This is a genomic window from Desulfosporosinus sp. SYSU MS00001, from assembly GCF_049943955.1.
GTDB lineage: Bacteria > Bacillota > Desulfitobacteriia > Desulfitobacteriales > Desulfitobacteriaceae > Desulfosporosinus.
Genome location: NZ_JBNFTW010000001.1, coordinates 365,718 through 391,245, shown reverse-complemented (window position 1 = coordinate 391,245; position 25,528 = coordinate 365,718). Strand labels below are relative to the sequence as shown.

The 25,528-nt window shown below is 41.7% G+C and carries 24 protein-coding genes and 3 tRNA genes; 10 read left to right on the top strand and 17 right to left on the bottom strand.

Annotated elements, in window-relative coordinates:
- Nucleotides 1-48 precede the first annotated feature (48 nt).
- The 5 genes from ACPUYX_RS01795 to dnaG form a co-directional block, all read right to left on the bottom strand.
- Nucleotides 49-123, bottom strand: a tRNA-Val gene (locus ACPUYX_RS01795).
- A gap of 99 nt (nt 124-222) precedes the next feature.
- A tRNA-Ile gene (locus ACPUYX_RS01790) sits at nt 223-297 on the bottom strand.
- An 18-nt stretch (nt 298-315) separates the two neighbouring features.
- Nucleotides 316-390, bottom strand: a tRNA-Asn gene (locus ACPUYX_RS01785).
- A 107-nt stretch (nt 391-497) separates the two neighbouring features.
- Nucleotides 498-1,685, bottom strand: a complete 1,188-nt coding sequence (gene rpoD, locus ACPUYX_RS01780; RefSeq protein WP_426378030.1) for an RNA polymerase sigma factor RpoD — start codon at nt 1,683-1,685, stop codon at nt 498-500.
- Nucleotides 1,675-3,471: a DNA primase gene (dnaG, locus tag ACPUYX_RS01775; RefSeq protein WP_426378306.1), complete on the bottom strand. Its 1,797-nt coding sequence runs from the start codon at nt 3,469-3,471 to the stop codon at nt 1,675-1,677. The genes rpoD and dnaG overlap by 11 nt, the downstream gene beginning before the upstream one ends.
- A gap of 443 nt (nt 3,472-3,914) precedes the next feature.
- Here dnaG and ACPUYX_RS01770 point away from each other — a divergent pair, with 443 nt between their 5' ends.
- The gene (locus ACPUYX_RS01770) at nt 3,915-4,523 is read left to right on the top strand and encodes a GerMN domain-containing protein (RefSeq protein ID WP_426378029.1); all 609 of its coding nucleotides are present in this window, start codon (nt 3,915-3,917) and stop codon (nt 4,521-4,523) included.
- A 332-nt stretch (nt 4,524-4,855) separates the two neighbouring features.
- On the opposite strand, the gene ACPUYX_RS01765 is transcribed toward ACPUYX_RS01770, so the two are convergent.
- Both ACPUYX_RS01765 and ACPUYX_RS01760 read right to left on the bottom strand, forming a co-directional pair.
- Nucleotides 4,856-5,890 carry a deoxyguanosinetriphosphate triphosphohydrolase gene (locus tag ACPUYX_RS01765; protein WP_426378028.1) on the bottom strand — a complete coding sequence of 345 codons (1,035 nt, stop codon included), beginning with the start codon at nt 5,888-5,890 and terminating at the stop codon, nt 4,856-4,858.
- Between the two features lie 300 nt (nt 5,891-6,190).
- Nucleotides 6,191-7,042 carry a DegV family protein gene (locus ACPUYX_RS01760; RefSeq protein ID WP_426378027.1) on the bottom strand — a complete coding sequence of 284 codons (852 nt, stop codon included), beginning with the start codon at nt 7,040-7,042 and terminating at the stop codon, nt 6,191-6,193.
- 160 nt (nt 7,043-7,202) lie between these two features.
- On the opposite strand from ACPUYX_RS01760, the gene ACPUYX_RS01755 reads away from it, so the two are divergent.
- From ACPUYX_RS01755 to ACPUYX_RS01730, 6 genes are all read left to right on the top strand, one after another.
- Complete coding sequence (locus tag ACPUYX_RS01755; RefSeq protein WP_426378026.1) at nt 7,203-7,427, top strand: acyl-CoA thioesterase; 225 nt, start codon at nt 7,203-7,205, stop codon at nt 7,425-7,427.
- 377 nt (nt 7,428-7,804) lie between these two features.
- Complete coding sequence (locus ACPUYX_RS01750; protein ID WP_426378025.1) at nt 7,805-9,727, top strand: sigma 54-interacting transcriptional regulator; 1,923 nt, start codon at nt 7,805-7,807, stop codon at nt 9,725-9,727.
- A gap of 317 nt (nt 9,728-10,044) precedes the next feature.
- A complete protein-coding gene (locus ACPUYX_RS01745; RefSeq protein ID WP_426378024.1) occupies nt 10,045-10,227 on the top strand; it encodes a hypothetical protein in 183 nt (60 codons plus the stop codon).
- 219 nt (nt 10,228-10,446) lie between these two features.
- Nucleotides 10,447-11,727, top strand: a complete 1,281-nt coding sequence (locus ACPUYX_RS01740) for an ATP-grasp domain-containing protein (RefSeq protein ID WP_426378023.1) — start codon at nt 10,447-10,449, stop codon at nt 11,725-11,727.
- A 4-nt stretch (nt 11,728-11,731) separates the two neighbouring features.
- Entirely contained in the window at nt 11,732-12,025 is a 294-nt protein-coding gene (locus tag ACPUYX_RS01735; protein ID WP_426378021.1) for a hypothetical protein, read from the top strand.
- Between the two features lie 106 nt (nt 12,026-12,131).
- A complete protein-coding gene (locus tag ACPUYX_RS01730; RefSeq protein ID WP_426378020.1) occupies nt 12,132-13,028 on the top strand; it encodes a succinate--CoA ligase subunit alpha in 897 nt (298 codons plus the stop codon).
- Between the two features lie 245 nt (nt 13,029-13,273).
- Here the strand turns inward: ACPUYX_RS01730 and ACPUYX_RS01725 are convergent, their stop codons facing one another.
- The 6 genes from ACPUYX_RS01725 to ACPUYX_RS01700 form a co-directional block, all read right to left on the bottom strand.
- The gene (locus ACPUYX_RS01725) at nt 13,274-13,738 is read right to left on the bottom strand and encodes a glyoxalase/bleomycin resistance/dioxygenase family protein (RefSeq protein ID WP_426378019.1); all 465 of its coding nucleotides are present in this window, start codon (nt 13,736-13,738) and stop codon (nt 13,274-13,276) included.
- A 12-nt stretch (nt 13,739-13,750) separates the two neighbouring features.
- Nucleotides 13,751-14,527, bottom strand: a complete 777-nt coding sequence (locus tag ACPUYX_RS01720) for an ABC transporter ATP-binding protein (RefSeq protein ID WP_426378018.1) — start codon at nt 14,525-14,527, stop codon at nt 13,751-13,753.
- Nucleotides 14,528-15,325: an ABC transporter permease gene (locus ACPUYX_RS01715; RefSeq protein ID WP_426378017.1), complete on the bottom strand. Its 798-nt coding sequence runs from the start codon at nt 15,323-15,325 to the stop codon at nt 14,528-14,530.
- A gap of 102 nt (nt 15,326-15,427) precedes the next feature.
- Entirely contained in the window at nt 15,428-16,438 is a 1,011-nt protein-coding gene (locus ACPUYX_RS01710; protein WP_426378016.1) for an ABC transporter substrate-binding protein, read from the bottom strand.
- 62 nt (nt 16,439-16,500) lie between these two features.
- The gene (hisC, locus tag ACPUYX_RS01705; protein ID WP_426378015.1) at nt 16,501-17,613 is read right to left on the bottom strand and encodes a histidinol-phosphate transaminase; all 1,113 of its coding nucleotides are present in this window, start codon (nt 17,611-17,613) and stop codon (nt 16,501-16,503) included.
- The gene (locus tag ACPUYX_RS01700) at nt 17,603-18,709 is read right to left on the bottom strand and encodes an iron-containing alcohol dehydrogenase family protein (protein WP_426378014.1); all 1,107 of its coding nucleotides are present in this window, start codon (nt 18,707-18,709) and stop codon (nt 17,603-17,605) included. Before ACPUYX_RS01700 ends, hisC begins: the two co-directional genes overlap by 11 nt.
- A gap of 392 nt (nt 18,710-19,101) precedes the next feature.
- Here ACPUYX_RS01700 and larA point away from each other — a divergent pair, with 392 nt between their 5' ends.
- The 3 genes from larA (at nt 19,102) to ACPUYX_RS01685 (ending at nt 22,256) form a co-directional block, all read left to right on the top strand.
- Nucleotides 19,102-20,379: a nickel-dependent lactate racemase gene (larA, locus tag ACPUYX_RS01695; protein WP_426378013.1), complete on the top strand. Its 1,278-nt coding sequence runs from the start codon at nt 19,102-19,104 to the stop codon at nt 20,377-20,379.
- Nucleotides 20,380-20,590: 211 nt separating this feature from the next.
- Nucleotides 20,591-22,012, top strand: coding sequence for a sodium:solute symporter family protein (locus ACPUYX_RS01690; protein ID WP_426378012.1), 1,422 nt, complete (start codon nt 20,591-20,593; stop codon nt 22,010-22,012).
- 70 nt (nt 22,013-22,082) lie between these two features.
- Entirely contained in the window at nt 22,083-22,256 is a 174-nt protein-coding gene (locus tag ACPUYX_RS01685) for a hypothetical protein (RefSeq protein ID WP_426378011.1), read from the top strand.
- Nucleotides 22,257-22,283: 27 nt separating this feature from the next.
- On the opposite strand, the gene ACPUYX_RS01680 is transcribed toward ACPUYX_RS01685, so the two are convergent.
- The 4 genes from ACPUYX_RS01680 to ACPUYX_RS01665 form a co-directional block, all read right to left on the bottom strand.
- The gene (locus ACPUYX_RS01680) at nt 22,284-23,417 is read right to left on the bottom strand and encodes a sensor histidine kinase (RefSeq protein WP_426378010.1); all 1,134 of its coding nucleotides are present in this window, start codon (nt 23,415-23,417) and stop codon (nt 22,284-22,286) included.
- A complete protein-coding gene (locus ACPUYX_RS01675; RefSeq protein WP_426378009.1) occupies nt 23,365-24,054 on the bottom strand; it encodes a response regulator in 690 nt (229 codons plus the stop codon). The genes ACPUYX_RS01680 and ACPUYX_RS01675 overlap by 53 nt, the downstream gene beginning before the upstream one ends.
- 75 nt (nt 24,055-24,129) lie before the next feature.
- Complete coding sequence (locus ACPUYX_RS01670) at nt 24,130-24,747, bottom strand: peroxiredoxin family protein (protein ID WP_426378008.1); 618 nt, start codon at nt 24,745-24,747, stop codon at nt 24,130-24,132.
- Between the two features lie 18 nt (nt 24,748-24,765).
- Complete coding sequence (locus tag ACPUYX_RS01665; RefSeq protein WP_426378007.1) at nt 24,766-25,482, bottom strand: cytochrome c biogenesis CcdA family protein; 717 nt, start codon at nt 25,480-25,482, stop codon at nt 24,766-24,768.
- Nucleotides 25,483-25,528 lie beyond the last annotated feature (46 nt).

Here is a 25,528-nt window from a genome sequence, read left to right as displayed (position 1 = left end):
TCAAAAATGGACTCCGGCATAGTTGCCACAGTCCATCATTTGCGTCATTGGTGGGCGATATTGGTCTCGAACCAATGACCTCATCCGTGTGAAGGATGCGCTCTACCGCTGAGCTAATCGCCCGAATCGATATTCGATATTCGTTGTTTGTGGTTCGACCCATTCAAACAAGAACTTTGCGCTTCACATTATTAATCTTATTCACCGTTCGAACTACGAATGTGGTGGGCCCACTAGGATTCGAACCTAGGACCAACCCGTTATGAGCGGGGGGCTCTACCGCTGAGCTATGGGCCCGAAAAGGGAAAAATAAATTGGCTCCCCGAGTAGGACTCGAACCTACAACCTACCGGTTAACAGCCGGTTGCTCCACCATTGAGCTATCGAGGAATGCCCTTTGCACGAATTATTATAGTTAATCTATCCTAAATAGTCAAGCCTTTATCTCCAAAATCTTAAATATTGTTACTATTTAATTTAACTTCGGCAATTACCGCTTACTCCAAGTAATCTTTCAGCTTCTTGCTTCGGCTCGGATGACGCAATTTCCTTAAAGCCTTGGCCTCAATTTGCCGAATTCGTTCACGAGTTACGCCAAATTCCTGCCCGACTTCTTCCAGGGTACGGGTCCTGCCATCGTCAAGTCCAAAACGAAGCCTAAGGACCTTCTCCTCACGTGGTGTCAGCGTTTCCAAAACTTCTTCCAATTGCTCTTTTAAGAGAATGAACGAGGCTGCCTCAGCTGGAGCAGGAGCATCATCATCAGGGATAAAATCTCCCAAGTGAGAGTCTTCTTCTTCCCCAATGGGGGTCTCTAAAGAGACCGGTTCTTGAGCAATTTTCATGATTTCCCGCACACGTTCAACAGGAATATCCATCACTTTGGCAATTTCCTCGGGAGCAGGTTCACGTCCCAGCTCTTGTAAGAGCTGCCTGGAAACCCGGATAAGTTTGTTAATCGTTTCAACCATGTGCACAGGAATCCGAATCGTACGGGCCTGATCGGCAATAGCGCGTGTGATAGCTTGGCGAATCCACCAAGTTGCATAGGTACTGAACTTGTACCCCTTGGTATAGTCGAATTTTTCTACAGCCTTGATTAATCCCAGATTGCCTTCCTGAATTAAATCCAAGAAGAGCATACCTCGGCCAACATAACGTTTAGCAATGCTGACTACCAGCCGTAAATTAGCTTCAGCAAGACGACGCTTTGATTCTTCATCTCCCGCCTCCATGCCTTTGGCTAGCTCAATCTCATCTTCAGCCGATAAAAGAGGCACCCGGCCAATCTCTTTCAAATACATTCGGACAGGATCGTCAATCCCTACCCCTTCTGGAACGGAAAGATCTACTTCTGTCTCTTCTTCGATATCATCCGGATCATCCACGAGATCATCATCATCGTCAGCTTTGCCCTTTTTTAAGACTTCCTGTTCAACATCCTCCGGCCCAGGCACAACGTCTATTCCCATTTGAGCAAGTTGTTGGTAAATATCATCGATTTGATCCGCAGAAAGCTCAATTCCTTGAAGAGCGTCCATTATCTCTCCATAGGTTAGGGAACCTTTCTTTTTGCCATTCTGTATAAGAGCCTGAACGTTGTCCATTTGCTGCTCTTGTTTCAATTGTCCCCCGTCCTCCTTAGGATCTTTCATTTGAGTGCCTTTAACCTTACTATTTGCCACGTTTCAACCGCTCTCCTATCTCTTTCAACAGAGCCATGGCACCAGCCATGTCACCGGATTTTTCTAAGGCAACCATACGAGCCTGAAGATCTTCAACTGTATCCTCTGTTTGAGCAGAGAGAATACCTTGAATACAATCTTCAAGCAGACGCTCAGTTTGGGATGTATCAAACTCTTCCAGGAGTAGGCTTGCCAAACGACTTTGAACCGTTTCATTGCTTCGGTTAGGTAAACTGCCTTCCTGATCGAGATAATCAAAAATTTGTTGATGCGTGGAAACTCTCCAGAAGGAGGTTCCTAATTGCTCCTTAATTTTTTTTGTTAAGGAGATATCTTCTAATAACAAGCGCAAAAGTGTCCGTTCCGCTCTATATACCCCCAGATCAACGGCTGGCTGAGGGGCTTCCGAATCGCTCTTACATATACTGGCATTACTAATATTATCCCTATTTTTCTCAGAACTAATCGGATTTTGTTGAGAATATTCACCAGAACGTTCTTTTTTACTATTTTTCTGTTCCAGGCTTTTAATCTCACGCTGTACAGCTTCTAAGGTAAGCCCTAGCTCTAAACTTAAGAACCGTTCATACCCTTCTCTTTCAACTGGACTGACCACCTTAAGGACATCAGGAGCGAGCTTATGCACTAGCTCAGCTTTCTCTAAAATGTTCTGAGGAGGTTGGTTGTGAGTCAATGTTTGATATTTGAACTCAACATATGTCACTGCCTGTTTAACAAGTTTGTCAAAATCCTCGCGGCTGTGATTTTTTAAAAACTCATCAGGATCTTTTGCTCCTTTCAAGGTTACAACCTCAACCTGTAGTCCTGTATTGCGAAGGATCTCTCCTCCGCGTATGGCAGCATTGAGGCCAGCATCATCAGAGTCGTACAGAAGAACGACGCGGCCTGTATACCTTTTTAAAAGGTTAGCCTGTTCCCGTGTTAAAGCAGTTCCTAAGGATGCTACGGCATTAGGATACCCTGCATTTTGAAGCGCAATAACATCCATATAACCCTCAGCCAAAAGGGCATAACCTTCTTCCCGAATTCCTTGATGAGCTCGATGCATTCCGTAAAGATGATGCCTCTTATTAAAAAAGGTTGTTTCAGGAGAGTTTAAATACTTAGGAACAGAATCATCTAAAACGCGTCCGCCGAAAGCAATTGGTATATTGCGGTGATCAAGAATGCTAAATAGTACTCGCTTGCGAAAGCGATCATAAAATTTTCTTCCATCCTTGCCTGACTTTCCTCTTTCCAAGGCTAACCCGGCTTCGGCAATTTCCTGAGGCTGTACTCCGCGTGTTTGCAAATACTCAAGCAAACCGTCCCACCGCTCCGGAGCATACCCTAAACGGAACTTATTCATTGTCTCGGAATCTATACCGCGCATTTTAAAATAACTTCGTCCGGGCTCCCCTTCGGGTGACTTTAACAGAAGATCATGATAGTAGTTGGCTGCCCATTCATTTATTTCTTCAAAGCGTCGTCGGAGCCGAGTTTTTTCTCGCTCTTGAGTCGACATTTCCTTTTCTGGGAGCACAACACCGCACCTCTGTGCTAACCTTTGAACACTTTCAATAAACGTCCAATTTTCCTTTTTCATAAGAAAAGAGAAAACATTTCCCCCCGTATGGCAACCGAAACAATAAAACATTTGTTTATCGGGAGTCACCGTAAAACTTGGTGTTTTCTCAGCATGAAATGGGCAAAGGCCTAAGAAATTTTTACCCTTGCGCTGTAAGCTGACATATTCAGATATGACCTCAACGATTTCAGTACGCATACGCACTTCTTCGATAACTTCGTCTGGAATTAATTCCTCATGACCCCTATTTTCCACGTTCTTCGCCCTTCGATTTGCTCTCACATTTCAGATGGTTTGTCAACCCTATCTCTATACAATTCTTCGCCGAAAATTCACGGAATCCTCTTTTTTAAACCCCTTATCAAGAATTAGTTTTAAAAAGGATGCAATTCTCATTTCAAGACCTATTTAATTCTCTCTTTTAGTCCATAATCCCTCTTTTCTTCGACAAATATTTGCCGCCTAACTATTGCCTTGTATTCTTAACAAAAGTCCTTTAGAGGCACCAATAATAAGGAAGAATCTTCCATGCCCTTTAACATTATCAAAAAGCATGTTAGAATAAGCAATAAACTAAACTTGTTTAATCGTCGCTCCTTTATACACCCGTTAAACAGCACGATTTTAAGGAAGGAGAAATTATGACTAAAGGTATTCATAAAGTACATAGTCTCGTCTTTATAGCCTTATTACTTATGGTCACAGTTTTGGCGGGATGTAACTCTGTAAAAACTCAGCAAACCCAATCTTCATCAGATAATAATAACCAAACAACAACTACAACAATAACACCCTCATCACCTTCCACGAGTGAACCCAATAGTTCAGCAACGCAAGCAAAAACAGTAAAACTAACACTTTACTTTCCTAATGCGGATGGGACCGCTTTAGTTCCTGATCAACGGACTGTTGAAGTTTCAAATCAAGAAGTTATTAAAGCTATATTTGAAGAGCTATCATCTCCTCCTTCAGGTTTAGAAACTCCCCTTCCTAAAGGAACAATCCTGCGGAGTGCTGTTGTTAAAGACGGAGTTGCTACCCTTAATCTTTCGAGTCAATTTCGAAAGAATTTTGGCGGCGGATCGGACGCCGAATTAATGACTATCTACAGTATTGTAGATAGCATAACGAACTTGCCTGATGTTCAAAGCGTTCAATTCCTTTTAGAAGGGCAAAAACAAGATGGTATTCTTGGAAACCTGGATACCAGTGTTCCTCTTAAGAGTAACTCAAGTCTGATTCGTAAATAATTAAGTAAGTAGTAAGTTAAGTATGCTATGCAAATCATTTCTTGACATTTCAGACTTTTGCCCAAACCTTAGTTTGGTTATCTTTTCTAAAACTTATACTCCTGCAGCAAAAATAATCCTATATTTTATTGCTAATTGATAAGATTTAACATTTTATTTTGCTTACTCCATATTCTGTAATAATAGTTATGTGCGATTTTCCTGTTCTATGAAGAATATCTTTTCATTTTAAGTGTTTCTTCTGCAGAATTAATAATGAGAAAGGTTATAGCAAACAAATTTCAGTTTCTATAACCTTTCTCTTTTTGTATTCCACTTCACCCCCGCCGGTCTTAGCGCGGGATAAATAAAGTTGTAAAGAGATCAATGGCATAATTATCTGTCAATCCAGAAATATAGTCGACTACAGCTTGAGTTTTGTCGCCTTCAGCCCAGGCTAAATAATTGCTCGGCAATTTTTCGATATTCTTTATATAATAGTCAAAGAGTGCTTGAACAATGTACTGTCCTTTTCGGCGTTCCTCCCGTAAGGCAGCACTGTTATATACTTTGACGAACATAAACTGCCTAAACTCATTCATTGCACCCCCAACTTCGGGGGTCTGCCGAATCTGAGATTTTCCCTTCGACGCTTCGATCATATCAACGACCATATTAGAAATCATAACACTGGGTTTTCCCCCCAATATCTTCTTCACGTTTTGCGGCAAATCCTCTTGGGATAATAACCCTGCCCGTAAAGCGTCGTCATAATCATGGCAGAGATAGGCAATACGATCACCGGTTTTGACAATCTGACCTTCAAGGGTAAACGGAATTCCCTCTCCGGTATGATTCAAGACCCCATCAAGAACAGGCTTTGTCAAATTCAACCCTAAGCCGTCACGAGCCAGTACCTTCATAATTCGAATTGATTGTTCATTATGTTCAAAGTGCCCAATGATCTTCTGCAAGGCCTCTTCTCCAACATGCCCAAAGGGGGTGTGACCGACATCATGCCCTAAAGCAATCGCCTCAATTAGATCTTCATTTAATTGTAAACCTCGTCCAATGGTACGACAGATTTGTGAAACCTCAAGACTGTGAGTCATTCGCGTACGATAATGATCCCCCGAGGGGGCGATGTACACCTGAGTCTTATGCTTTAAACGCCGAAAGGGTTTGCTGTGCAAAATCCGATCCCGATCCCGCTGAAATTTTGTTCGGATGGGGCATTCTTCTTCCCGACGTTCTCGCAGGGCCATTTTACTCCTGGCCGCATACTCTGATAGTCGTTCTTCATCCTCTTCTGTTCGTTCGCGTATATTTAGACTAGTGTCTGAGCTGGGAGTAATTTCCTTCAAAGGGTCTATTTTTCTTTCAGACATAGACATATCTCCTCTTTTTCTAGACAAGCAACCTTCCTATCTTGTCTGTATTTCGAAAAGCCATCTCTATTTTAACATATTATTTAAACCTTTTACTGTTCCCCATTTAACCCACTTCTGCAGAGGAAGTTCACGCTCTCTATCAGCCGGTTATAAGCCGGTACGGCCAGCGTCCACTCATTGCTGCTGCACATCTGCCTTTCCTCTGCAGTGAATAAAAAAAGCCATAATCTCGTTGGAACATCTTGATTATGGCCTAAAATTCTATTTTATTCACTAGTACAGGAGTTTTTGCCAAAGTTAATTGGTCATAAACATCACGCCAAGTGTATTTGGTCCGCAGTGAGAAGAGATCGTACAGCCAGCCTTTGCAATTATTACTTCCTTAAAACCGGCTATTTCTTCAACAGTTTTTCGAACCAGGTTGATATAGTCGAAAGATATACCTGAATGAACTATAAAAACTCGATCCAAATTAATATCAGGATGACCATGTAACCTATCGATTGTATAGGCTTTCAGAACCTTATCCATGGCACCTCGATATTTTTTGCCGACCTTCATTTTTCCGCTGCTACTGTCTACTTCAATACAAGGTTTAATATTCAGGATATTAGCACCGAAAGCAGCAAGAGCTGAGCATCTGCCCCCTTCATAAAGATAGGTTAGGTTATCCAGGACAAAGCTTGCCTGAACCCTGCTTCTTAAAGCCTTAACCTCCTCAGAGATCTTCTCTGCCGTCATTCCCTTTGCTATACGCTCAGCCGCCTCAATGACAAGAAGACCTATCCCTGTAGAAAGATTACATGAATCGATAGGATAGACACCTTTTAATTCCTGCGCCGCTAGACAACAATTCTGGTAAGAAGATGAAAGTCCCGATCCCAGGCTTAAATGAATTACCTCGTATCCTTCATCCGTCCACCTTTTAAAATAACTGATATATTCTACAGGGTTCGGAGCTGCCGTTTTAGGCAAGATACGTTTTTGTTGATAAATAGCGAAAATGTCATCCGGTGTAATGTCAATTCCATCCTGAAAATCATTGTTGTCTAAAAGAATATGTAATGGACAACAATTCACCTTATATCTTTCTTTTAATTTATCATCAAAATCACAGGTACTATCTGCACTTAGAATAATCTTTTTCATTTTTTCACTCATCCTTTGAAAACCCATTTAAAACCAACTGTCTCGTGATTTCCCAGGCCAAAATTTTGCGTCTCTAGTTTTTATAAAAACAATACAAATGTAATTAATTGTAAAATAATTGGATACTATAATTCTATCTCTCTTGAAAGGAATTGAAGCTATGGCAGAAAGACCATTATCTGAAGCCAATTTAGTAATGAGTGTTGTTATGCAGCCCAGTCAAGCCAACTATGTAGGTAATATCCATGGGGGAGAAATAATGAAGCTAATGGATTCTGCGGCCTATGCCGTCGCCCGAAAGCACTCTCATACGAACGTGGTAACTGCAAGAGTTGATGAGATTCAATTTCATCTGCCTATTTTTGTTGGGGAATTGATTAGTTAGTTCAAACTGAAGAAGAAAAAGAACTATTCGAACTAGGTAAACGAAGATACCAATATTATAAGTCAAAAAAGGATGAAGTTTCCTAGATATCTCATCCATCCATGTATCTTTCTTATTGTAATCTATATTGCTTAATAAACAAAGCAGAAAACTATCCCCTTTTGTTGCTGCATAAGCGGTATTTCCTAAATACCTCTGTATGAAAAAAGGAAAAATTAATTATTGAAAAAGAATTATAGATATGATACTTTCAATTCATATCTATTTTTAATAGAACTGACGTTGTAGCCCATAATATGAGTAGATATTCAATTTGTATATTCGTATAATGAAACAACGTATCATAATGAGAAACATATGCTTTTGGGAGGGATTGTATGGATAATAAAAGTGATTTGGATCAACTCAATCTTGCCCTAATTGCTAGTTATCCAAAACTATCTAAGGTCTTCGAAAAAACAGCTAAACGCGAAGACATAAAGTATGTCAATTTATGTGCTGCCTTCGAGGAAGCTGCAAATCTTGCGAAGGAAATTGAACCTAAAGTAGATGCAATTCTGAGTCGAGGAGGTACTGCCGAGTATATTAGACAAGTGGTGGATATCCCTGTTATTTCCATTCCGATTACCCAGTTTAATATCGTTCGGTCTATGTATCAAGTTCCAAAAGAAGTAAATGATATCGCTTTTTTTAACTACGGGCGAAACATATATGGCATACGAGATATTGAAGCGATGTTCAACAAAACTCTCCATGAATATATATATTTGAATAGACAAGATATTATAAAGGCAGTAAGCGATGTTAAAGAGCGTGGTCTAAAAGTAATTATCGGCGGCAACGTTGCCGTTCAATTAGCTCAAAAAGAAGGTTTAGAGGGAATCGAGGTAGGTTCTGGAGAAGAAACTGTTTACCGCTCAATCCTTGAAACGAAACACGTCGTTCAAGTGCATCGACTTGTCAGAAACCAAGCCATTCGCTTAAATGCAGTCCTGAATTCTATCGCTGAGGGAATTATTGTCACGGATGAACAAAATCGAATTGTCACCTTCAACCCCTCAGCAGAACGGATTTTCCGTTTGCCTAAAGAAGATGCCCTTGGAAAACAGGTTTTAGACATCGTTCCCAATACCGGAATTCCTAATGTCTATAAGAATGGCGAGCCGGAAATCGCTTATCTCCAAAAGATCAATGGAGGGATAATAACGGCTACTCGCCAACCCATTTTTCTCGATGACAAGCCAGTCGGGGTCGTAAGTACATTTCAAGACGTTACGAAAGTCCAGAACTTGGAGCAACAAATTCGCAAGCGGATTTATCATAAAGGATTTATAGCTAAGCATTATTTTGATGATATTCTGACAAACAACCCCAATATGCTTGAACTTAAAGAAATGGCTGCATTGTATGCGACAACCCAATCTTCCGTCCTGATCGAAGGCGAATCCGGAACCGGTAAGGAACTATTTGCTCAGAGCATTCATAATTCAAGCCAACGTGCCAGTGGGCCTTTTATCGCTGTGAATTGTGCTGCTATTCCTGAACATTTACTGGAAAGTGAACTATTCGGTTATGAAGGTGGTGCCTTTACAGGCGCTAAAAAGGAGGGAAAGCAGGGTTTATTTGAACTGGCTCACAACGGAACAATCTTTTTGGACGAGATTGGCGAAATACCGAAATCATTGCAAGCCAGGTTATTGCGAGTCTTGCAGGAAAAAGAAATCATGCATATTGGCGGCGATAAAATTATACCTGTTGACATTCGAATAATCAGTGCCACGAATAAGAACCTCGAAGAAAAAGTCAAGCACGAGGAATTCCGCAATGATTTATATTATCGTTTGAAGGTTTTTGGAATAAAACTCCCCCCCTTAAGAGAGCGCAAAGAAGATATTCCTTTACTAACGGGGGTCTTCTTCCAAAAATTCAGCAAAGAACTCGATGCCAAAACCGTAAACGAGTTGTTGCCCTTATTGCTTGAATATACGTGGCCTGGAAATATCCGGGAACTGCGTAACGTAATCGAACAATTGTCGTTATTAGTTGATCATTTTAAAAACACACCTAGTTGGGTTGGAATATTAAACAAAGTATTAAATAAAGAGAGCAGGAAAGACAACGGTACGCTTTCGCTGCAAGTCAATCTTGATAATGGCCTTAAAGATGCCTTAGATCAAGCCGAAAAACAAATTATTGATTTGATGTTAGCACAGTATGCGAACGACCGAAATCTGGCAGCCCAAAAGTTAGGTATTGGGCGCACCACTCTTTGGCGAAAACGTAATGAATTTAAAGACTAGTTATTATTTGTTCCAAAGGTGAAATGACGAATTTCATCTTTGGAACATTTCTTTTTAATGGGGACATAAATCAGATCATTTTAAACTATCTATATTCCCCTGAAAAATATTATTTCTAATGAAAACTGTAACTAATGATTATCTCGCAACCTACGAATATCAAAGGATTGTAAGCTGCCCTATTGGAGCAGATGACCCCAATAGGGTTTTTGGGGGAAGTCCATTTAAAATTTTGGCATCAGAATTGCAATTCTTAAGCAGCAGTAATTTAAGTGAGTTATTCACTTATTAATACCCCAGAAGGAGGGATAAAGAAAATGAACTTCGATGGTTTCTGTCTTCAATGTCTATGTGCAAGTTGTGCAGACAGAGGTGCCTGCGAAATCCTTCATCCAAGTACGGAAGATTTTTGCATGTATTATTGTCAGGGCGGTGAATTTTCGGTCATCTCATGTGTCCACTACAAAGAAAAAGCAGCGAATCCACCGCCAAAAGAGTAATAGTATGTACAATCTTTAAAACGCTGTTTTGTTTTCACTTTAATAAACTATTTACTTCAACAAATTAACATTACTTTGATAAATGTCAGTTACTATCCAGTTTTAGAGAACATTTGTTCAATGATTTATGAAAGTTCCAATATTGTTCACTTATTAACAGTCAAGGGTATTGACATCGGAAAATCAAAAATCAAAATTATACGTTTTGGAGGAGAAATTATGGCAAGATTCTTAGAGTATCAAGGTAAGGAATGGCTTTCTAAAGCCGGTATACCTGTTCCCAAAGGCCGTTCAGCTGCTACGCCCGAAGAGGCAAAGCAAGCTGCCGAATGGATCGGCGGTCCTGTTGCCGTTAAAGGTCAGGTCCAGGCAGGAGGACGCGGCAAAGCAGGGATCGTAAAATTGGTGAATACTCCGGAAGAAGCAGCTAGTGCCGCCGCCGAAATCTTGGCTAAGACGGTCAAAGGATTACCTGTGCGTCAGGTACTTGTTGAAGAAAAACTTGATATCAAAAAGGAATTTTACGTCTCACTCGTGATTAATGGGGCGAGAGAAGCTCGATCCCCCATGGTCATGTTTAGTACCGAGGGCGGCATGGATATTGAAAGTGTCCCCGAAGAAAAGATAATCAAAATGTTTGTCAATCCAGTAAACGGATTGCAAACTTATGATGGAGTTGATTTAGCAAGTCAAGCAGGAATCCCGGCCAAAGACTTGAGTAAATTTGCTTCCTTCTTTGCCAAACTTTCGCAAACGTATAAAAAATACGATTGTCAAACTCTCGAAATTAATCCTTTAATCATGACAGGAAACGGTGAACTTATTTGCGCTGATTGCAAGATGGAAATCGACAATAGTTCAGTGAGCCGGCACCCGGAATTTGGGATTAAGATCGCCCGGGATCTTCCTGGAGAACCGACAGAACTTGATTATATTGGCTGGAGTATCGAGGAGACAGATGCCCGGGGAACAGGATTTCTGATGAATATGGGGTATGACGAAGTTAGTCCTTACCATATCGGTTATCATCCCATTGGAGGCGGCTCTGCCATGATGGGTCTTGATGTTTTAAATCAAGTTGGCTTAAAACCTGCCAACTATGCTGATACCAGCGGAAATCCCGTAGGTTCTAAGATTTACCGGGTGGCAAAATGCGTCCTTTCGCAGCCAAATATTGATGGTTATCTCCTTGGAGGCTTCATGATGGCCAATCAAGAACAGTGGCATCATGCACACGCCATCGTCAAAGCTCTCCGCGAGATTCTACCGCTTCAAAAACCGGGTCTTCCCTGTGTTCTTCTACTCTGCGGCAATCGGGAAGACGAGTCCTTGGAAATCCTCAGGACCGGCCTGGCAGATTTAATGACCCCGGATGGACCTGGAAAGAGAATCGAAATATACGGAAAAGAACACGTTACGGATACGAAATTTATCGGAGAACGGCTCTTAGCCTTAAGCCAAGAATACAGGGCAGAGAAAGATGCCAGGAAGGTAGGATAAAATCATGATGGAATTTGCAGAGAAAAGCTGTACGATTAAAATTGACACCAGTAAGTGCCCAAGTTGCGAAACAAAGGCCTGTGCCGAAGCTTGTAAGAAATTTGCCAGAGGCATATTAGAAATTGATGTTGAAGGCAGGGCCTCTGTCAGCCGGCGCAGTCAGGAAGAGATTTTGCGCCTGGGTACGGAATGCTTGGCCTGTGAGTTTGCCTGTCACTTTAAAGGCAAGGACGCAATTCGAATTGAGATTCCGATTAATGGATTCGATGAATATCTTCAAAAGCGTCAACAGGCCTAAGTGAACTCGTTTAGCTAAAGCTGAACATCAGGGCTTTAAAACTGAATAAAGCTAATCTAAAACATCAGACTTTGTGATAAGATTTTAGGAAAATGAGGGATAGAATATGGGCATTTTGATAAGTAACGATACGAAAGTCATTGTCCAAGGGATTACCGGACGTGAAGGATCAGTTCGTACAAAATATATGAAAGAATATGGAACTAAACTGATTGGAGGAACGAGCCCCGGCAAGGCGGGTGAAGAAATCCATGGAGTTCCCGTCTATAACACGGTCAAAGAAATTGCGCGTGAACACGGTGAAATAGACTTCAGCGTACTCTTTGTCCCTGGAAGGGGGCTAAAAACCGCTGTTATGGAGGCGGCAGATGCTGGAGTTAAATACATCATTCCTTGTGTTGAGGGAACGCCAATTCACGATATAATGGAAATGATAGCTTACGCTCAAATGAAAGGTTCACGCGTCATTGGACCGGGGTCTATCGGAATTATTACTCCTGGAGAGGCGGTTGTCGGTTGGCTCGGGGGCAACGTCGACTGGGCTAATAAATTTTTCCAAAGGGGAAACATTGGAGTATTTTCCCGCAGCGGAGGACAGTCAGGGACGATTCCCTGGGTCTTGCGGGAAGGCGGTTTTGGCGTAAGTACCGTGGTGCATACCGGTACGGAACCGGTACTTGGAACGTCCATGGCAGATCTTCTTCCTTACTTTGAAGCTGATCCGGAAACAGCAGGGGTTGCTGTCTATGCTGAAATTGGGGGATCACAAGAAGAGGAATGTGCTGAAGTAATTGCCTCAGGCCAGTTTACTAAGCCCTTCGTTATTTATGTAGCCGGTGCCTGGGCTCCAGAGGGACAGCGCTTTTCTCACGCCTCCAATATTGTCGAGCGAGGACGGGGTTCGGCCAAAAGCAAAATAGATGCAATTACAAAAGCAGGCGGCTATGTTGCTGAAACTCCAACGGATATTCCTAAAATCTTAAGGGAGAAGATTAAGGCTTAATGCTGCCCTTAATTTTCAATAACATCAACCACTACTACGAAACTTGAGATGTACAAAACCTTAATGTACAGGGGGGGTTAAACTGCATAAACGCCCCTCATTAAACAAAACCCTGCATAAATAGTGGTTCGAATCCACTTATATGCAGGGTTTCATTTATAAAAACGGATAGATATTCATTATGCAAGGGTCCCGTTCTTTATTTATAGTATGTTCCAAATAGCAAGAGGACGCCGTAGCGTCCTCTAAATAGTGATACATTTCTTTACAAACTCTCTAGGATGCTGAATAATTTTCGACGTTTCTTCAATTGAATAGCCCTTAGCAAGATAACGTCTGGCAATAACCGCCATGGACTCACCGATTTCAATCATGTGATAGTCAGGATCATATATACGAACTACTCTTTGCTGCCATTCATATTTCTTCGGCAGATGAACGTATTCAATTGACTCATAAGCACTAAGCTTAGCAATAAACTCCTCAAAATCCTCAACCTCAAAATACAATTCCATATTATTTGATTTTTTAATAACTGATCCTGACGATAAGTTCGTCAACCAGGCAAAATCCTCCTGAATAGCGAAACCGCCGCTAAAGGTTACATTTTTGCCCAAATCAAGAACAACTTCTTGATCAAATAGGTCTTTATAAAACTGTTTAGACTTTTCAACGTCCTTTACAGCTAGAAGAGCTAGCTTAAACTCCATCCCTATCACTCCCTACTTAAGGGCTTTTAAAGTTTCTTCACGTATAAGATCGAGTAACTGTGTTTTAAGATTTAAGAATTCTGAACTGCTCTTAATATTATAATCGCGAGGCCTAGGCAGATTTACAGGAATGTTCTCTTTTAAACGTCCAGGCCTGGCTGTCATGACATAAACGGAATCTGCCAAAAAGATAGACTCTTCCACGTCATGAGTAATAAAAAGAATCGTCTTCTTAGACTCTTCCCATACCTTGAGCAGGATCTCCTGCATAATGCTCCGAGTTTGAGCATCCAAGGCACCAAACGGTTCATCCATTAAGAGTATTTCAGGATCATTCGCTAGCGCCCGGGCAATCGCCACCCGCTGTTTCATCCCCCCGGATAATTGAATCGGATAGTGTTTTTCAAACCCACTTAACCCAATAAGCTCAAGATAATGTTGAGCCACTTCTTTACATTGTTTGCGCGAAGTTCCCTTGAGTCTCAAGCCAAACGTGATATTATCTTCCACGGTTAACCATGGATAAAGGGTATAGGACTGGAAGACCATACCCCGGTCAGAGCCAGGACCTTTAACCTCATGTCCATCAAGATAGACCTTTCCCGAACTTGGTTCTTCAAGGCCCGCCACAATCCTTAGAATGGTGGATTTCCCGCACCCTGAAGGACCAAGAATCGTGATAAACTCGCCTTCTTTTACCTTAAACGACGTACGATCGAGGGCAACCATTTCTCCACCTTTGGTCGAAAATACTTTGCCTACCTGGTCAATGACAAGTTTATGATCCAACTACACTCCCTCCTTTCTCATCCATGAAAATGAAGCCCGATAGATGAACTTGAAGATTATGTCCGTCACTAGACCTAGCAAACCGATAATTATGATTCCCACAAAAATTTTATCTGATCTTAAAAATCTCGAAGACTGCATAATCATGTAGCCTAAGCCACTCGATGCCCCAACAATCTCAGCCACGACTAAATACGTCCACGCCCAGCCAAAAGTAATCCGTAGAGTATCCACGATACCGGGAAGTGATGCCGGGAGAATCACTTTACTAAAGATTTTCGCTTTACTTGCTCCCAGCGTATAGGAAACTTCGATTAATTCATTTTGAACATTCTTAGTCACATCCATAACCATCAGCGTTAACTGAAAGAAAGTTCCAAAGAAAATAACGCTCATTTTTTCCCCTTCATCTAAACCAATCCACAAAATGAACAAGGGAATGAACGCTGAAGCCGGCATATAACGAATAAAACCCATTAAGGGCTCTAAAAATCCTTCCATAATTCGCAGCGTTCCCATCAGGATTCCTAAGGGAACACCGATAATTGCCGCCAACAAAAATCCTAAGGCCACCCTTGTAAAACTAATCCCAATATCCTTGAAAATATCCCCTTGAGAAAAAAGACTGATGGCTGTGTTGATGACCTTACCAGGGCTAGGAAGAAAGAGCGGATTCACAATTCCAGAATAACTAAGCAGAGACCAAGTCAAAACAAATAAAATAAATGCTAAAAGCCCCGCTGAAGAATATAACCCTTTAGAAATTTCCTTTTTCGGGGCAAAAATATTTTTCCACATCACTACTCCCCCTTTCACAGTATTTATCCAATCATAATGCTCCCACTTCTTAACTACATTAAATAAGGAGGCCCTTGCGGGCACTCCTTGTTTAATTCATTCCTATAGTCCTTCGACAAACTTGGAATTGATAATACTTTCTGGAGTAATGGCTTTATCGATTACCTTTTGTTCTAAGTAAAAATTAATGTCGTTCTTAGTAAACTGATAAATAGAACCGGGGTTTGCACTCGTTCCAAATAATTTTTTGTTGTCATCTTTGTTAAAGAACTTGAGTCCGGGAACTGTCGAGGTAAACTCTTTTAAATCGATTTTTAGGCCATCAGCCATGATTTTATCCGATTCGTCTTTGTGAGCTTGCCAATAGTCCATTGCGTCTGACATGGCAGCAACAAAGGCCTTTACATCATCGGGTCGTTTTTCAACGACATCTTTTCTAAAGCTAATGCTGTCCATAATAATTCCCGGAAGCTCCTTAGTAGTAACTAACAGTTTACCGTTGGCGCTTGCTCCTTTAGAAAGCCATGGTTCCCAAGTAACCGCTGCATCGACTTTTCCCGCCATAAAAGCTGCTCCGGCATCTCCTGCTGACATAGGTACTACAGTGACATCTTTATCTGTTAGACCAGCTTTTTTCAGCTCAGTCATCATTAATAATTGACTAGTTGAACCAACTTCGTAAGCGACTTTCTTACCTTTTAAGTCGGCAGGGGAATTTATATCTTTCTTAACCAGAATTCCGTCCCCACCGTTCGAATCATCGAGCATCCATACAACTTGAACAGGAATTTCAGATGCAGCTAAGGTAACCTGAACATCTTGAGCTGTCGCCATGCCATCAACCTTACCACCGGCTAAAGCTTGCTTACGCTCAGCTAAACCGTCAACAATGCTTAACTCAACATCAACTCCATGTTTTTTGAAAAGTCCCTTTTCCTGAGCCAGGAATAGAGGGCCATAACCGGTCCAGGTCGGCAAGGTTATTTTTAAGGGAGCTTTTTGGGCCGTTGCCTGCCCTTCTTCAGTTTTCCCATTAGAAGCGCTTGAAGCGCCACAACCTGCTAAACTCAGCATCAGAACCAAGGTTAAAACCAGAGCCATAATCTTTTTCATATCGTTTCTCCTTCCGCTTTGGACGTTTACTAAATAAAATATCATATTTTTAAAACTGGCATTTACACTTCGGATATGATTTCTTTTAAGGCTTTAACAAAAGCAAGGACTCCCTCACGCCTCCCTACAGACACCCGAATATATGTATCCAGCCCGTAACCCTTTAATGTCCTTATAATGACTCCATACTCAGCTAATTTTTGAAAGATTAGGTTACTATCCTTTTTGGTATCCACGAAGACAAAATTAGTATTGCTTTTTTGATAAGGTAACCCCAAGGATTCAAAGGCCTCATACATCAGCTCTTTTCCCTCGTTATTGAGGGTCCTTGCTTCCTGAAGATGTTCTATGTCCTCTAAGCTTGCTAAGGCTCCCGCCTGGACAATGGCATTGACATTAAAGGGCGGACGTACATGGTTAATGGCCTCAATCACTTCCGTTGTTCCAAGTCCATACCCAAGGCGCGCACCGGCTAAAGAATAAGCCTTGGAAAAGGTTCGGACTATAAAAAGGAACTTATGCTCCGTTAAATAACGAACGCCGGATTCAAACTCATGTGAAACAGCATATTCCTGGTAGGCTTCATCAATAACGACCAGAATATGATCTGGTACTTTACTTAAAAAATTCACAAAATCTATTTTAGAGATTATAGTACCCGTCGGATTGTTGGGATTGCACAAAAAAATAGCCTTTGTCTTTAAGGTTATTCTGCTAAGAATATCTTCTAAATCATAAGAATGATCTTCTTTCATTTCAGAAAAAACCGGTTTAGCTCCCATTAGATTCGTTGCCGCCAGGTACTGAATGAAACTCAATTTCGGGATAATGACCTCATCCTCAGGCTCCAAAAACGTTTGAGCTATAAGTATGATCATTTCATCAGCACCATTGGAAAGGATAACCTGCTTTGAGTTAATACCCTCGATCTCAGCAATCTTCTTCATGATCGATTCCCCTGCTGAGCTGGGATAAAGGTTTAAATTACTCAGAGAATCCGTCATCGCTTGAATCGCTTTGGGAGACGGGCCTAACGGGCTTTCATTAAAGGATAACTTATATACTGTCTCCCGACCAAGAACCGTTTTAATTTCTTCGACTGGCAAATCTGCCAGCTCGCACGTATAAGGTGTCAACTTAGGATATACCTTGCGGACGATGTTTTTAACATCCATTGAATTGTCTCCTCCTCCCCAGTTCATCCGCTCGGCGAATTCCAGCGATCACCATTTGGGGAGTCACTTCAAAGGGCATATTAGCCATATCCTCAATCTCGACAGTAACATTGCCAAGGATTTGCCATTGTTCTTCTGAGATATGAGAAGATTCAATTCCCATCTCGCCTAAGGTGCAGGGTAAATTTACCTGTCGAAGGTAAGCAATGACGTCCTGTATCTCTTCATCCGGACAACCTTCCATAGCTAACTGCGTTAAAATTCCGAAGGCAACAATTTCCCCGTGATACACCTCATGAATCTCCGGAAAAATAGTGAGTCCCGAATAGACAGCATGAGCTCCAGCAGTCCGGCAATCATCTCCGCCATAGTTACTGATACTGCCGCTCACAGCGATGATAGCATCGATAACATCGTCAAGTTCTTTGGAAACAACTCCCTTACGTATCGACTCGGTCGCTTGTTTTCCTTCCTTTAATAAAAGTTCATAAACAAATCGGGCTAACTCAACGGCACTACCATTAAAAGCATTTGGTACCGCTTTTTGATTTGAAGCCTTGGATTCAAACCATTTTGCTAACGTATCGCCGATCCCGGAAATCAGATATCGTACAGGTGCATTACGAATAATTTGAGTATCCACTAAGATCAGATCTGGATTCTTGGAATTACGACTGATCTCCAGAAATTCTCCCTTATCATCATAAAGAATGGATATACAAGTTCCTGCGGCGCAAGTCGAAGCAATCGTGGGAATTGCAATCACCGGAAGATCCAGCAGATATCCCAAAGCTTTAATGGTATCAAGTGCCTTACCGCCGCCAGCAACAAGAAGAACATCGGGATGAAACTCCTCAACTTGATTTTTTAGGCTGTAAATATTCCGCTCACTACATTCTCCACCATACCAAATAGGAGGAAGCATCTCAAAGCCATGCTGTGTTAGTTCTTTCGTTATCGGAGCAGATACGATCGATAACGATGTTTTGCCGCCAAACAAGCATACCTTTTTGCCAAAAGGACCTACATGGTCTCCAATTTGGTCGATCAAACCTTCTCCGCGAATATATTTACCATGCCCGAACACTATTTTCATTTTTATGTCCCTGACTTTCGCGAAATTTTATGCATTCGGTTGTATTTTTACTCGCATTCCATTTTAGGAGGATTCTGCCAGCCTGTCAACCATTAATTTGTAGTCTATGTCCAGTTTTAGCGATGGCATTGAACAACCGAGTAAGGCAGCCTCTTTACAGATCGCAACCCCCTCGGTTATCTTGTTATCTTATTATTTAGACGTTACCAAACCTTTGGCTTTAGAATTCTTTCTTGTGCTGATTTCTTTGGACAAAAAAGAATGAAATATGGTTTAATTTGCAACAAAACTGTTGTATAATAGCAATAATACTCATCAGTTATCGTATGGTAATTAAATTGACCGAAATCTACACCCTATGGGGTGTTATGTTTTTAGGAGGTATGGAGACGTTGCATAGCTACAGACTTAAATATGGTGAGACAGGAATTGAGGTTCAACTTCCGGAAGAAAATTTAATTAAGATTCTTAAAACACAGGACCTAACCCCAGTTAGTAATATTGATCAAGAAGTTAATAACTTGCTGGAACAGCCAATAGACTCTAAGCCCTTTAATGAGCTCTTCCAGGCAGGAGATAAGGTAACCATTGTTGTAAGTGACATCACTCGTCTTATTCGGCTCTCACAATATTTGCCTCCTGTCGTTGATCGACTTAACCAACTGGGAATTCCCGACAAAGATATTGTTGTCCTCGTGGCTACCGGAACTCATCGAGGAGGAACACCGGAGGAAAAGAAGCGAATTATTGGCGAAAACTTATTCAAGCGATTAGAAGTTATTGATCACGATTGTGATCATTCAGAGATGGTGTATGTTGGAACGACCTCCCGCGGAACTGAGGTAGAAGTGAATAAGCTGGTCATAGACCGGAAGGTCATTTTAACCGGTGGAATTGTCCACCATTTGATGGCAGGCTTTGGCGGAGGCCGCAAATCTGTTGTTCCCGGAGTATCAAGCCGCAAAACCATTGCTCAGAATCATTTGCATTCTCTTGACCCCGAAGCAGAACAATCCAATCCGCTGATCGGAGTAGGAGCAGTTCTCAATAATCCCTTACACTTAGATATGGTTGAATGCACAGAGTTTGTAAATCCTGATTTTCTTATCAATTCTATTATTGATACTAATGGAGATATCGCCAAGCTTGTCGGAGGGCATTGGCTTACCGCTTGGGAAGAAGGATGCCGATGGGCGGACGAAAAGTTTGGAGTTTCAATCCCTGAACTAGCGGATTTAGTCATTGCGAGCTGTGGAGGATTTCCTAAGGACATCTCTCTTTATCAATCAACGAAGTCATTATTCAATGCAGCTTTGGCCGTTAAACCAGGAGGAACTATTCTCTTGCTTGCTGAATGCCGCGAAGGAGCTGGAGCAGACGAGTTCTTTAGCTGGAGTAATCCTTTAAAAAATGGTAGTCTTGATCCCGAACTGCGCAGGAATTTCACCATACCAGGTTATATCTTCTATGCTGCTGTTGAATCTACCCGTAAGGCTAAAGTAATTCTCTATTCTTCAATTGCCCCCGAGCTTGTGGAACCAATGGGTATCCTTGGTACCAACTCTCTGGATGAGGCCTTTAAGCTAGCTGATATTGCAAACCCAAAGTATAAAACAATAATTATGCCTTATGGCGGAAGCACCATACCCTTAATTAATTCAAATGGTTAAAGTCACCTAATTTAGGGTACGGCGAAAATAAACCACAAACGGGCTTTAAACTTTCGATAATGGTTTGAAAATTTATCCAATTTTTTAAACCCCATTTCTATAAGTGGAGGTGGATTCTTCGTTAACTTCAGGTGAGGTAGGGTCCCCATGGTAAGGCCCCGATGTTCAGCTTAAGCTGACGAGTTCACTAAGATAAAGGAGGATGGTAGGAATGAACGTGCCCATGATTATTGTTGGACTCTATATCGTTGCTTTGTTTGCGATTAGTGCTTATGCTCGTAGACTTGCCGCAAAGGGGAAGGACGGGTATTTACTGGCAGGACGTCAGTTGACAACTCTTCTTGTGGCCGTATCGATTACTGGTCTCGCCATTGGGGGAGCATCAACGATTGGTGTTTCTGAACAAGCTTACTCAGTGGGACTAGCTGCAGGTTGGTACAATGTTGCTTGGGGACTCGGGGCTATTATTATGGGATTTGTAGCGGCGGGACATTATCGCAGGCTTAATATTACTACAGTTCCCGAAATGTTTGAGCGATTCTATGATGCTAAAGGCAGAGTCATTAGTGTAGCGAGCCAAATCACCATTCAACTCGTCATCACTTCACTCCAATACCTTGCCGGAGGAGCGATTCTTGCCTCCATGTTACCCTCAATCTTTACCCTGAAAAGTGGTATGATTATGAGTGCCATCGTGTTTATCGGCATTACCTTTGTTGGTGGAATGTGGTCTGCGGGGTTAGCTAATATTTTAAGTGTACTCCTCATATATATCGGAATTACAGTCGCCGCGATTTTTACCGTAATTAGTCAAGGAGGAATCCATCAGCTTGCCCTAAAACTTCCCCCAAATGTTCCCTATTTTCATCCGGTAGCAGGCCTGGGTTGGGGTATCATTGTTGGCTGGCTTGCTGTAATGATTACCATGGGGATGTCAACCCAAAGTATCGTCCAAATCTCTTGTGGAGCTAAGGATATAAAAACTGCACGCCGAGGCTTTGTCATCGGTGGGATGCTGATGATTCCAATTGGCTTTTTATCCGCACTTATTGGAATGGCTGCCAGAGTTGCCTATCCTTCGATGAGTGCTACCTTAGCGATGCCTAAAATTATTATGAGTTTAAACCCCCTTCTCGCTGGAATTACTCTTGCAGCATTATGGGCGGCCGATGTGTCGACGGCAGGAAGCTTGTTGCTTGGTTCGGCAACCTTATTCGCACAGGATATCTATAAACGTTTTATTAACCCCAATGTCAGCGAAAAACAATATGCAATGATCACTAAAGCATCGGTCATCATCCTTGGTCTCCTAACCTTCTTCTTAGCTATGAATGTCGCAGGAATATTAAAAACCCTCATGGTTGGCCTTAGTCTCACAACAGCCTTCACTGTGGTCTTCTTATTTACTATTTTTGCCCCAGGGCTTGCACGTAAGAATTCAGCTTTCTTTACCACTTTAGTTGGAATCATAGTCATTGTCCTATGGCAGCTGGTTCCGGCCATTCGTGTTGTTTCCAATGTCATTTATTTTGAGTGGATTGCCTGTGTCGGCACCTATTTACTTACGGCCTTAATCGATTCCAAGTCGGCAAATATAAATCCGGAATCCTTAGTGACAACTTCAAAAATGTAGCATTAAGAGACTCGAAACAAAACCTCCTATTGCAGTTTCTAATTCTACAATAGGAGGTCTTTTTCTTTCAATGTCCGTATTTAGGGGTTCAGTTCAAAACTGTCGGTCTGTTTATGTAAACAAATTTCTATCACTAAACCCTCAACATCCTAAACGTTTGCAATCAGGAAATAACCCCGCCACTTCTTGTAATACGGTTCCCATTGACATTCTCAGCGGACAAGCACCTAACGTAAAAGGATGATCTTCTAAGTTAAGAAATATTCATCGCCTAGTTCTCCTCTGCTTCATTTGCCAATTGAACCGTAAACCAGAAAGAATGTTCATCTTCTCTCGAAGTTAAACCGACCTCTCCCCGGTGTTGGTTAATAATTTCTTTAACGATCGCCAGCCCAAGGCCCACTCCTCCTGTCTTGCGATTACGTGAGGAGTCCAAACGGTAAAAACGCTTAAACACCTGATCAGCTTTGTCTTCAGGAATGGGTTGACCCAAATTGGTCACCACCACTTTATAAACATGGTTCTCTAGTTTCCCCGCGATTTTCACCCAGCCGCCCCGATCATATTTCTGAACATTTTTCAGCAGATTGGCGATAACCTGTTTAAGGCCCTCTTTATTTCCTAAAATATTGGCAGCTTGGATATTCGCTTCTACTTTTATTTGCCGCTGATCCAATTCAAGTTCAAAGCCTTTTAACGCTGAGGCAATAACATTTTCTACAGGAATTATCTGCAGTTCATTCCACCCCAGTCTTTTGGATTCCCAAATATTTAATTGATGAAGTTCTTCCACCAAGCCGGTCAAATGCAGTGCTTCCTCATGCAATGAATGGTATAGTTCCTGGTTCCCCTGAATCACGCCAGTGTCTAAAGCTTCCAGATACCCTGTCAAGTTAGTAAGCGGTGTCCTCAGTTCATGCGCTATATCGCTCACCATTTTCTTTCGAAGTTCCTCTGTCTGCTGCAGCTTAACAGATAAATGATTAAAGTCAGAAATAAGGCGGCCTATTTCATCATCCGCTGAGATTTCTGGACAAGGATAAAACTCCCCTCTGGCCATCTTTTGAGCAGTAACTCCCAAGTTCTGTAACGGTAAGATTAACTTTCGCACCAGAAAATAGTAAAGGATACAAGCCACGATGACTGCCAAAATAATTGCCCGTATTAAATAAAATTGCATAGTCTGGTCAAATAAACTACCTGATGCTCCGCCCATAACTTGATACTGCTTAGTCAGCAAACAGGCAAAATCCTTTACAGAAACGCCTGCCAGCCAAATAACAATAGCAATTACAAGCAAATTAATCAGAATTAACTTAAGCAGAATACTCCTTCGCCAAAAAAACAGGCCCTTAGTAGGCAACAAAACGATACCCCATTCCCCTGACCGTTTCAATGATTTCATGGTTACCATCATATCTGAGTTTTTCCCGCAATTTCCCGACATGCACATCGACTGTTCTTTCTGTAACGATTTTTTCCTGATGCGGATAAAGTTCGTCCACAATTTGTTCTCTGGTTAAGATCTGGTCGGGATGACTCATAAGAAAATACAATAAGCGAAATTCATGGTGCGTCAAAACAAGGGATTCTCCTTTGTAATGAATTTCTCCCTTTAACGGTTTCAGAGTCAGTCCCCTGTAAGATATTTTCCTGCAGTTCTGGGCGGTTCGCCGCAAAACGACCTCGACTCTTGTCACCAATTCTTGTGGACTGAAAGGCTTTGTGACATAATCATCCGCGCCCATTTTTAATCCCTGAATACGTTCTGCCTCTTCGACTTTAGCCGTTAACATAATAATTGGCACAGCGCTTCTCAAGTCTGTTCGGATCATAGTACAAACTTCTTCTCCGCTCAACTTGGGCAACATAAGATCGAGAATCAGCAAACAGGGATCTAATTGTTTAAACATTTCCAAAGCCTCTTCCCCGTCTTCTGCTTCCAAGGCTTCATACCCTTCTCTTTTCAAGTATACTTTAACCAATTGGCGGATTTTAGCATCGTCTTCAACAATAAGTACAGATTTCCCCTTTGGTGTCATGAACACGCCTCCATCCGTTCAGCAGTGAATCTTAACCACGATACTATATCTCTATAAGGCCTAAAAACAACTGCCTTATTTTATGGTACCCAACATTTCTTGCAGAGAATCATTGGTCATAGGTCCGACAATTTTATCACGGATTATCCCCTGAGAATCCAGGATGAAGCTGGCAGGGATTGACGATATATTATATAAGCGAGCTGCATCTCCGCTTTTATCCAGAAGTACCGGGAATGTTATACCATCTGCCTTCATAAATGAGGTAACCTCTGCCAGACTCTTTTCTGCTGAAGTTAAATTGACGGCGAGAATTTCAAACCCCGTATTTTTATTCTTGGCATAATAGTTTTCCATTTCCGGCATCTCCAAGCGGCAGGGGGGACACCAGCTTGCCCAAAAGTTGACAATGACCTTCTTCCCTCTCAAACTGGAGAGCTTCACGGTTTCCCCATTTACACTCTGCAGTTCAAAATCCGGTGCCAGGTTCCCATTTTCCAGGCCAACAGTCAACGACTGTCCTTGATGTGTATTTGTTGACGCTCCCGCAGAAGTTGAAGCGGACTTTGCGTTCTCTACACTGGCTGAATTGGCCGCTGGCGAATCTTGACTCTTATTCTTATTCCCTTCCACATCATACATCCCCCAAATCACTAATCCAATCAAAACTACAATCGCTAAATATTTTTTCATTGTCAATCTTCCTTCCAACTAATATATAAAAAAGCTAAAGCTGGTCAGCCAGGCACTAATCTTTTGCAGTTGATCTGTATATAACAATAGGCCCATACCAATGAGAATCCAACCATTAATTTTGGAAAGCAGTCCCAAACTCCGATTGATTTTTTTTACGAACCGTAAAGAATAGGTAATGATCACTGAAATCGCCAGAAAGGGAATGCCTAAACCCAACGAATAAACAAAAAGCATCATCATCCCACTATAAACGGTATTGGCAGAACCAGCCAAAAGGAGAATCGAAGACAAGGCTAAACCAACACAAGGGGTCCAACCAGCTCCAAATGACATACCCAAAATAAAAGAACGCCAAATATTTTTTTCCCCTGTTTGTTTAGCTTCCCAGCGTTTTTCCCTCATCAGAAAACGTAGCTTTAGAATTCCCGCCATTTGTAATCCAAAAATAATAATTAGGAGTCCGCTTATTTTTTGAATAATATCCCGGTTATGGCTGAAAATCTGGCCCAAGGCACTGGCCGAAGCTCCCATTATCACAAAGATTATACTAAATCCCAGAATAAAACTGAAGGAACGGGCCAGCAACAATCCCTTGGATACCTCGATCTTATTATTTCCAAGTGTTGAACCGGTAAGATTAGCGACATAAGCTGGAATCAGCGGAAATACACAGGGCGATAAAAACGATAACATCCCTGCCGTAAAAGCAAATAGCACTGAAACATTCTCCACAAAACTTCACCCCCATGTTGGTATTTATACAAAGATCGTCCCCTAA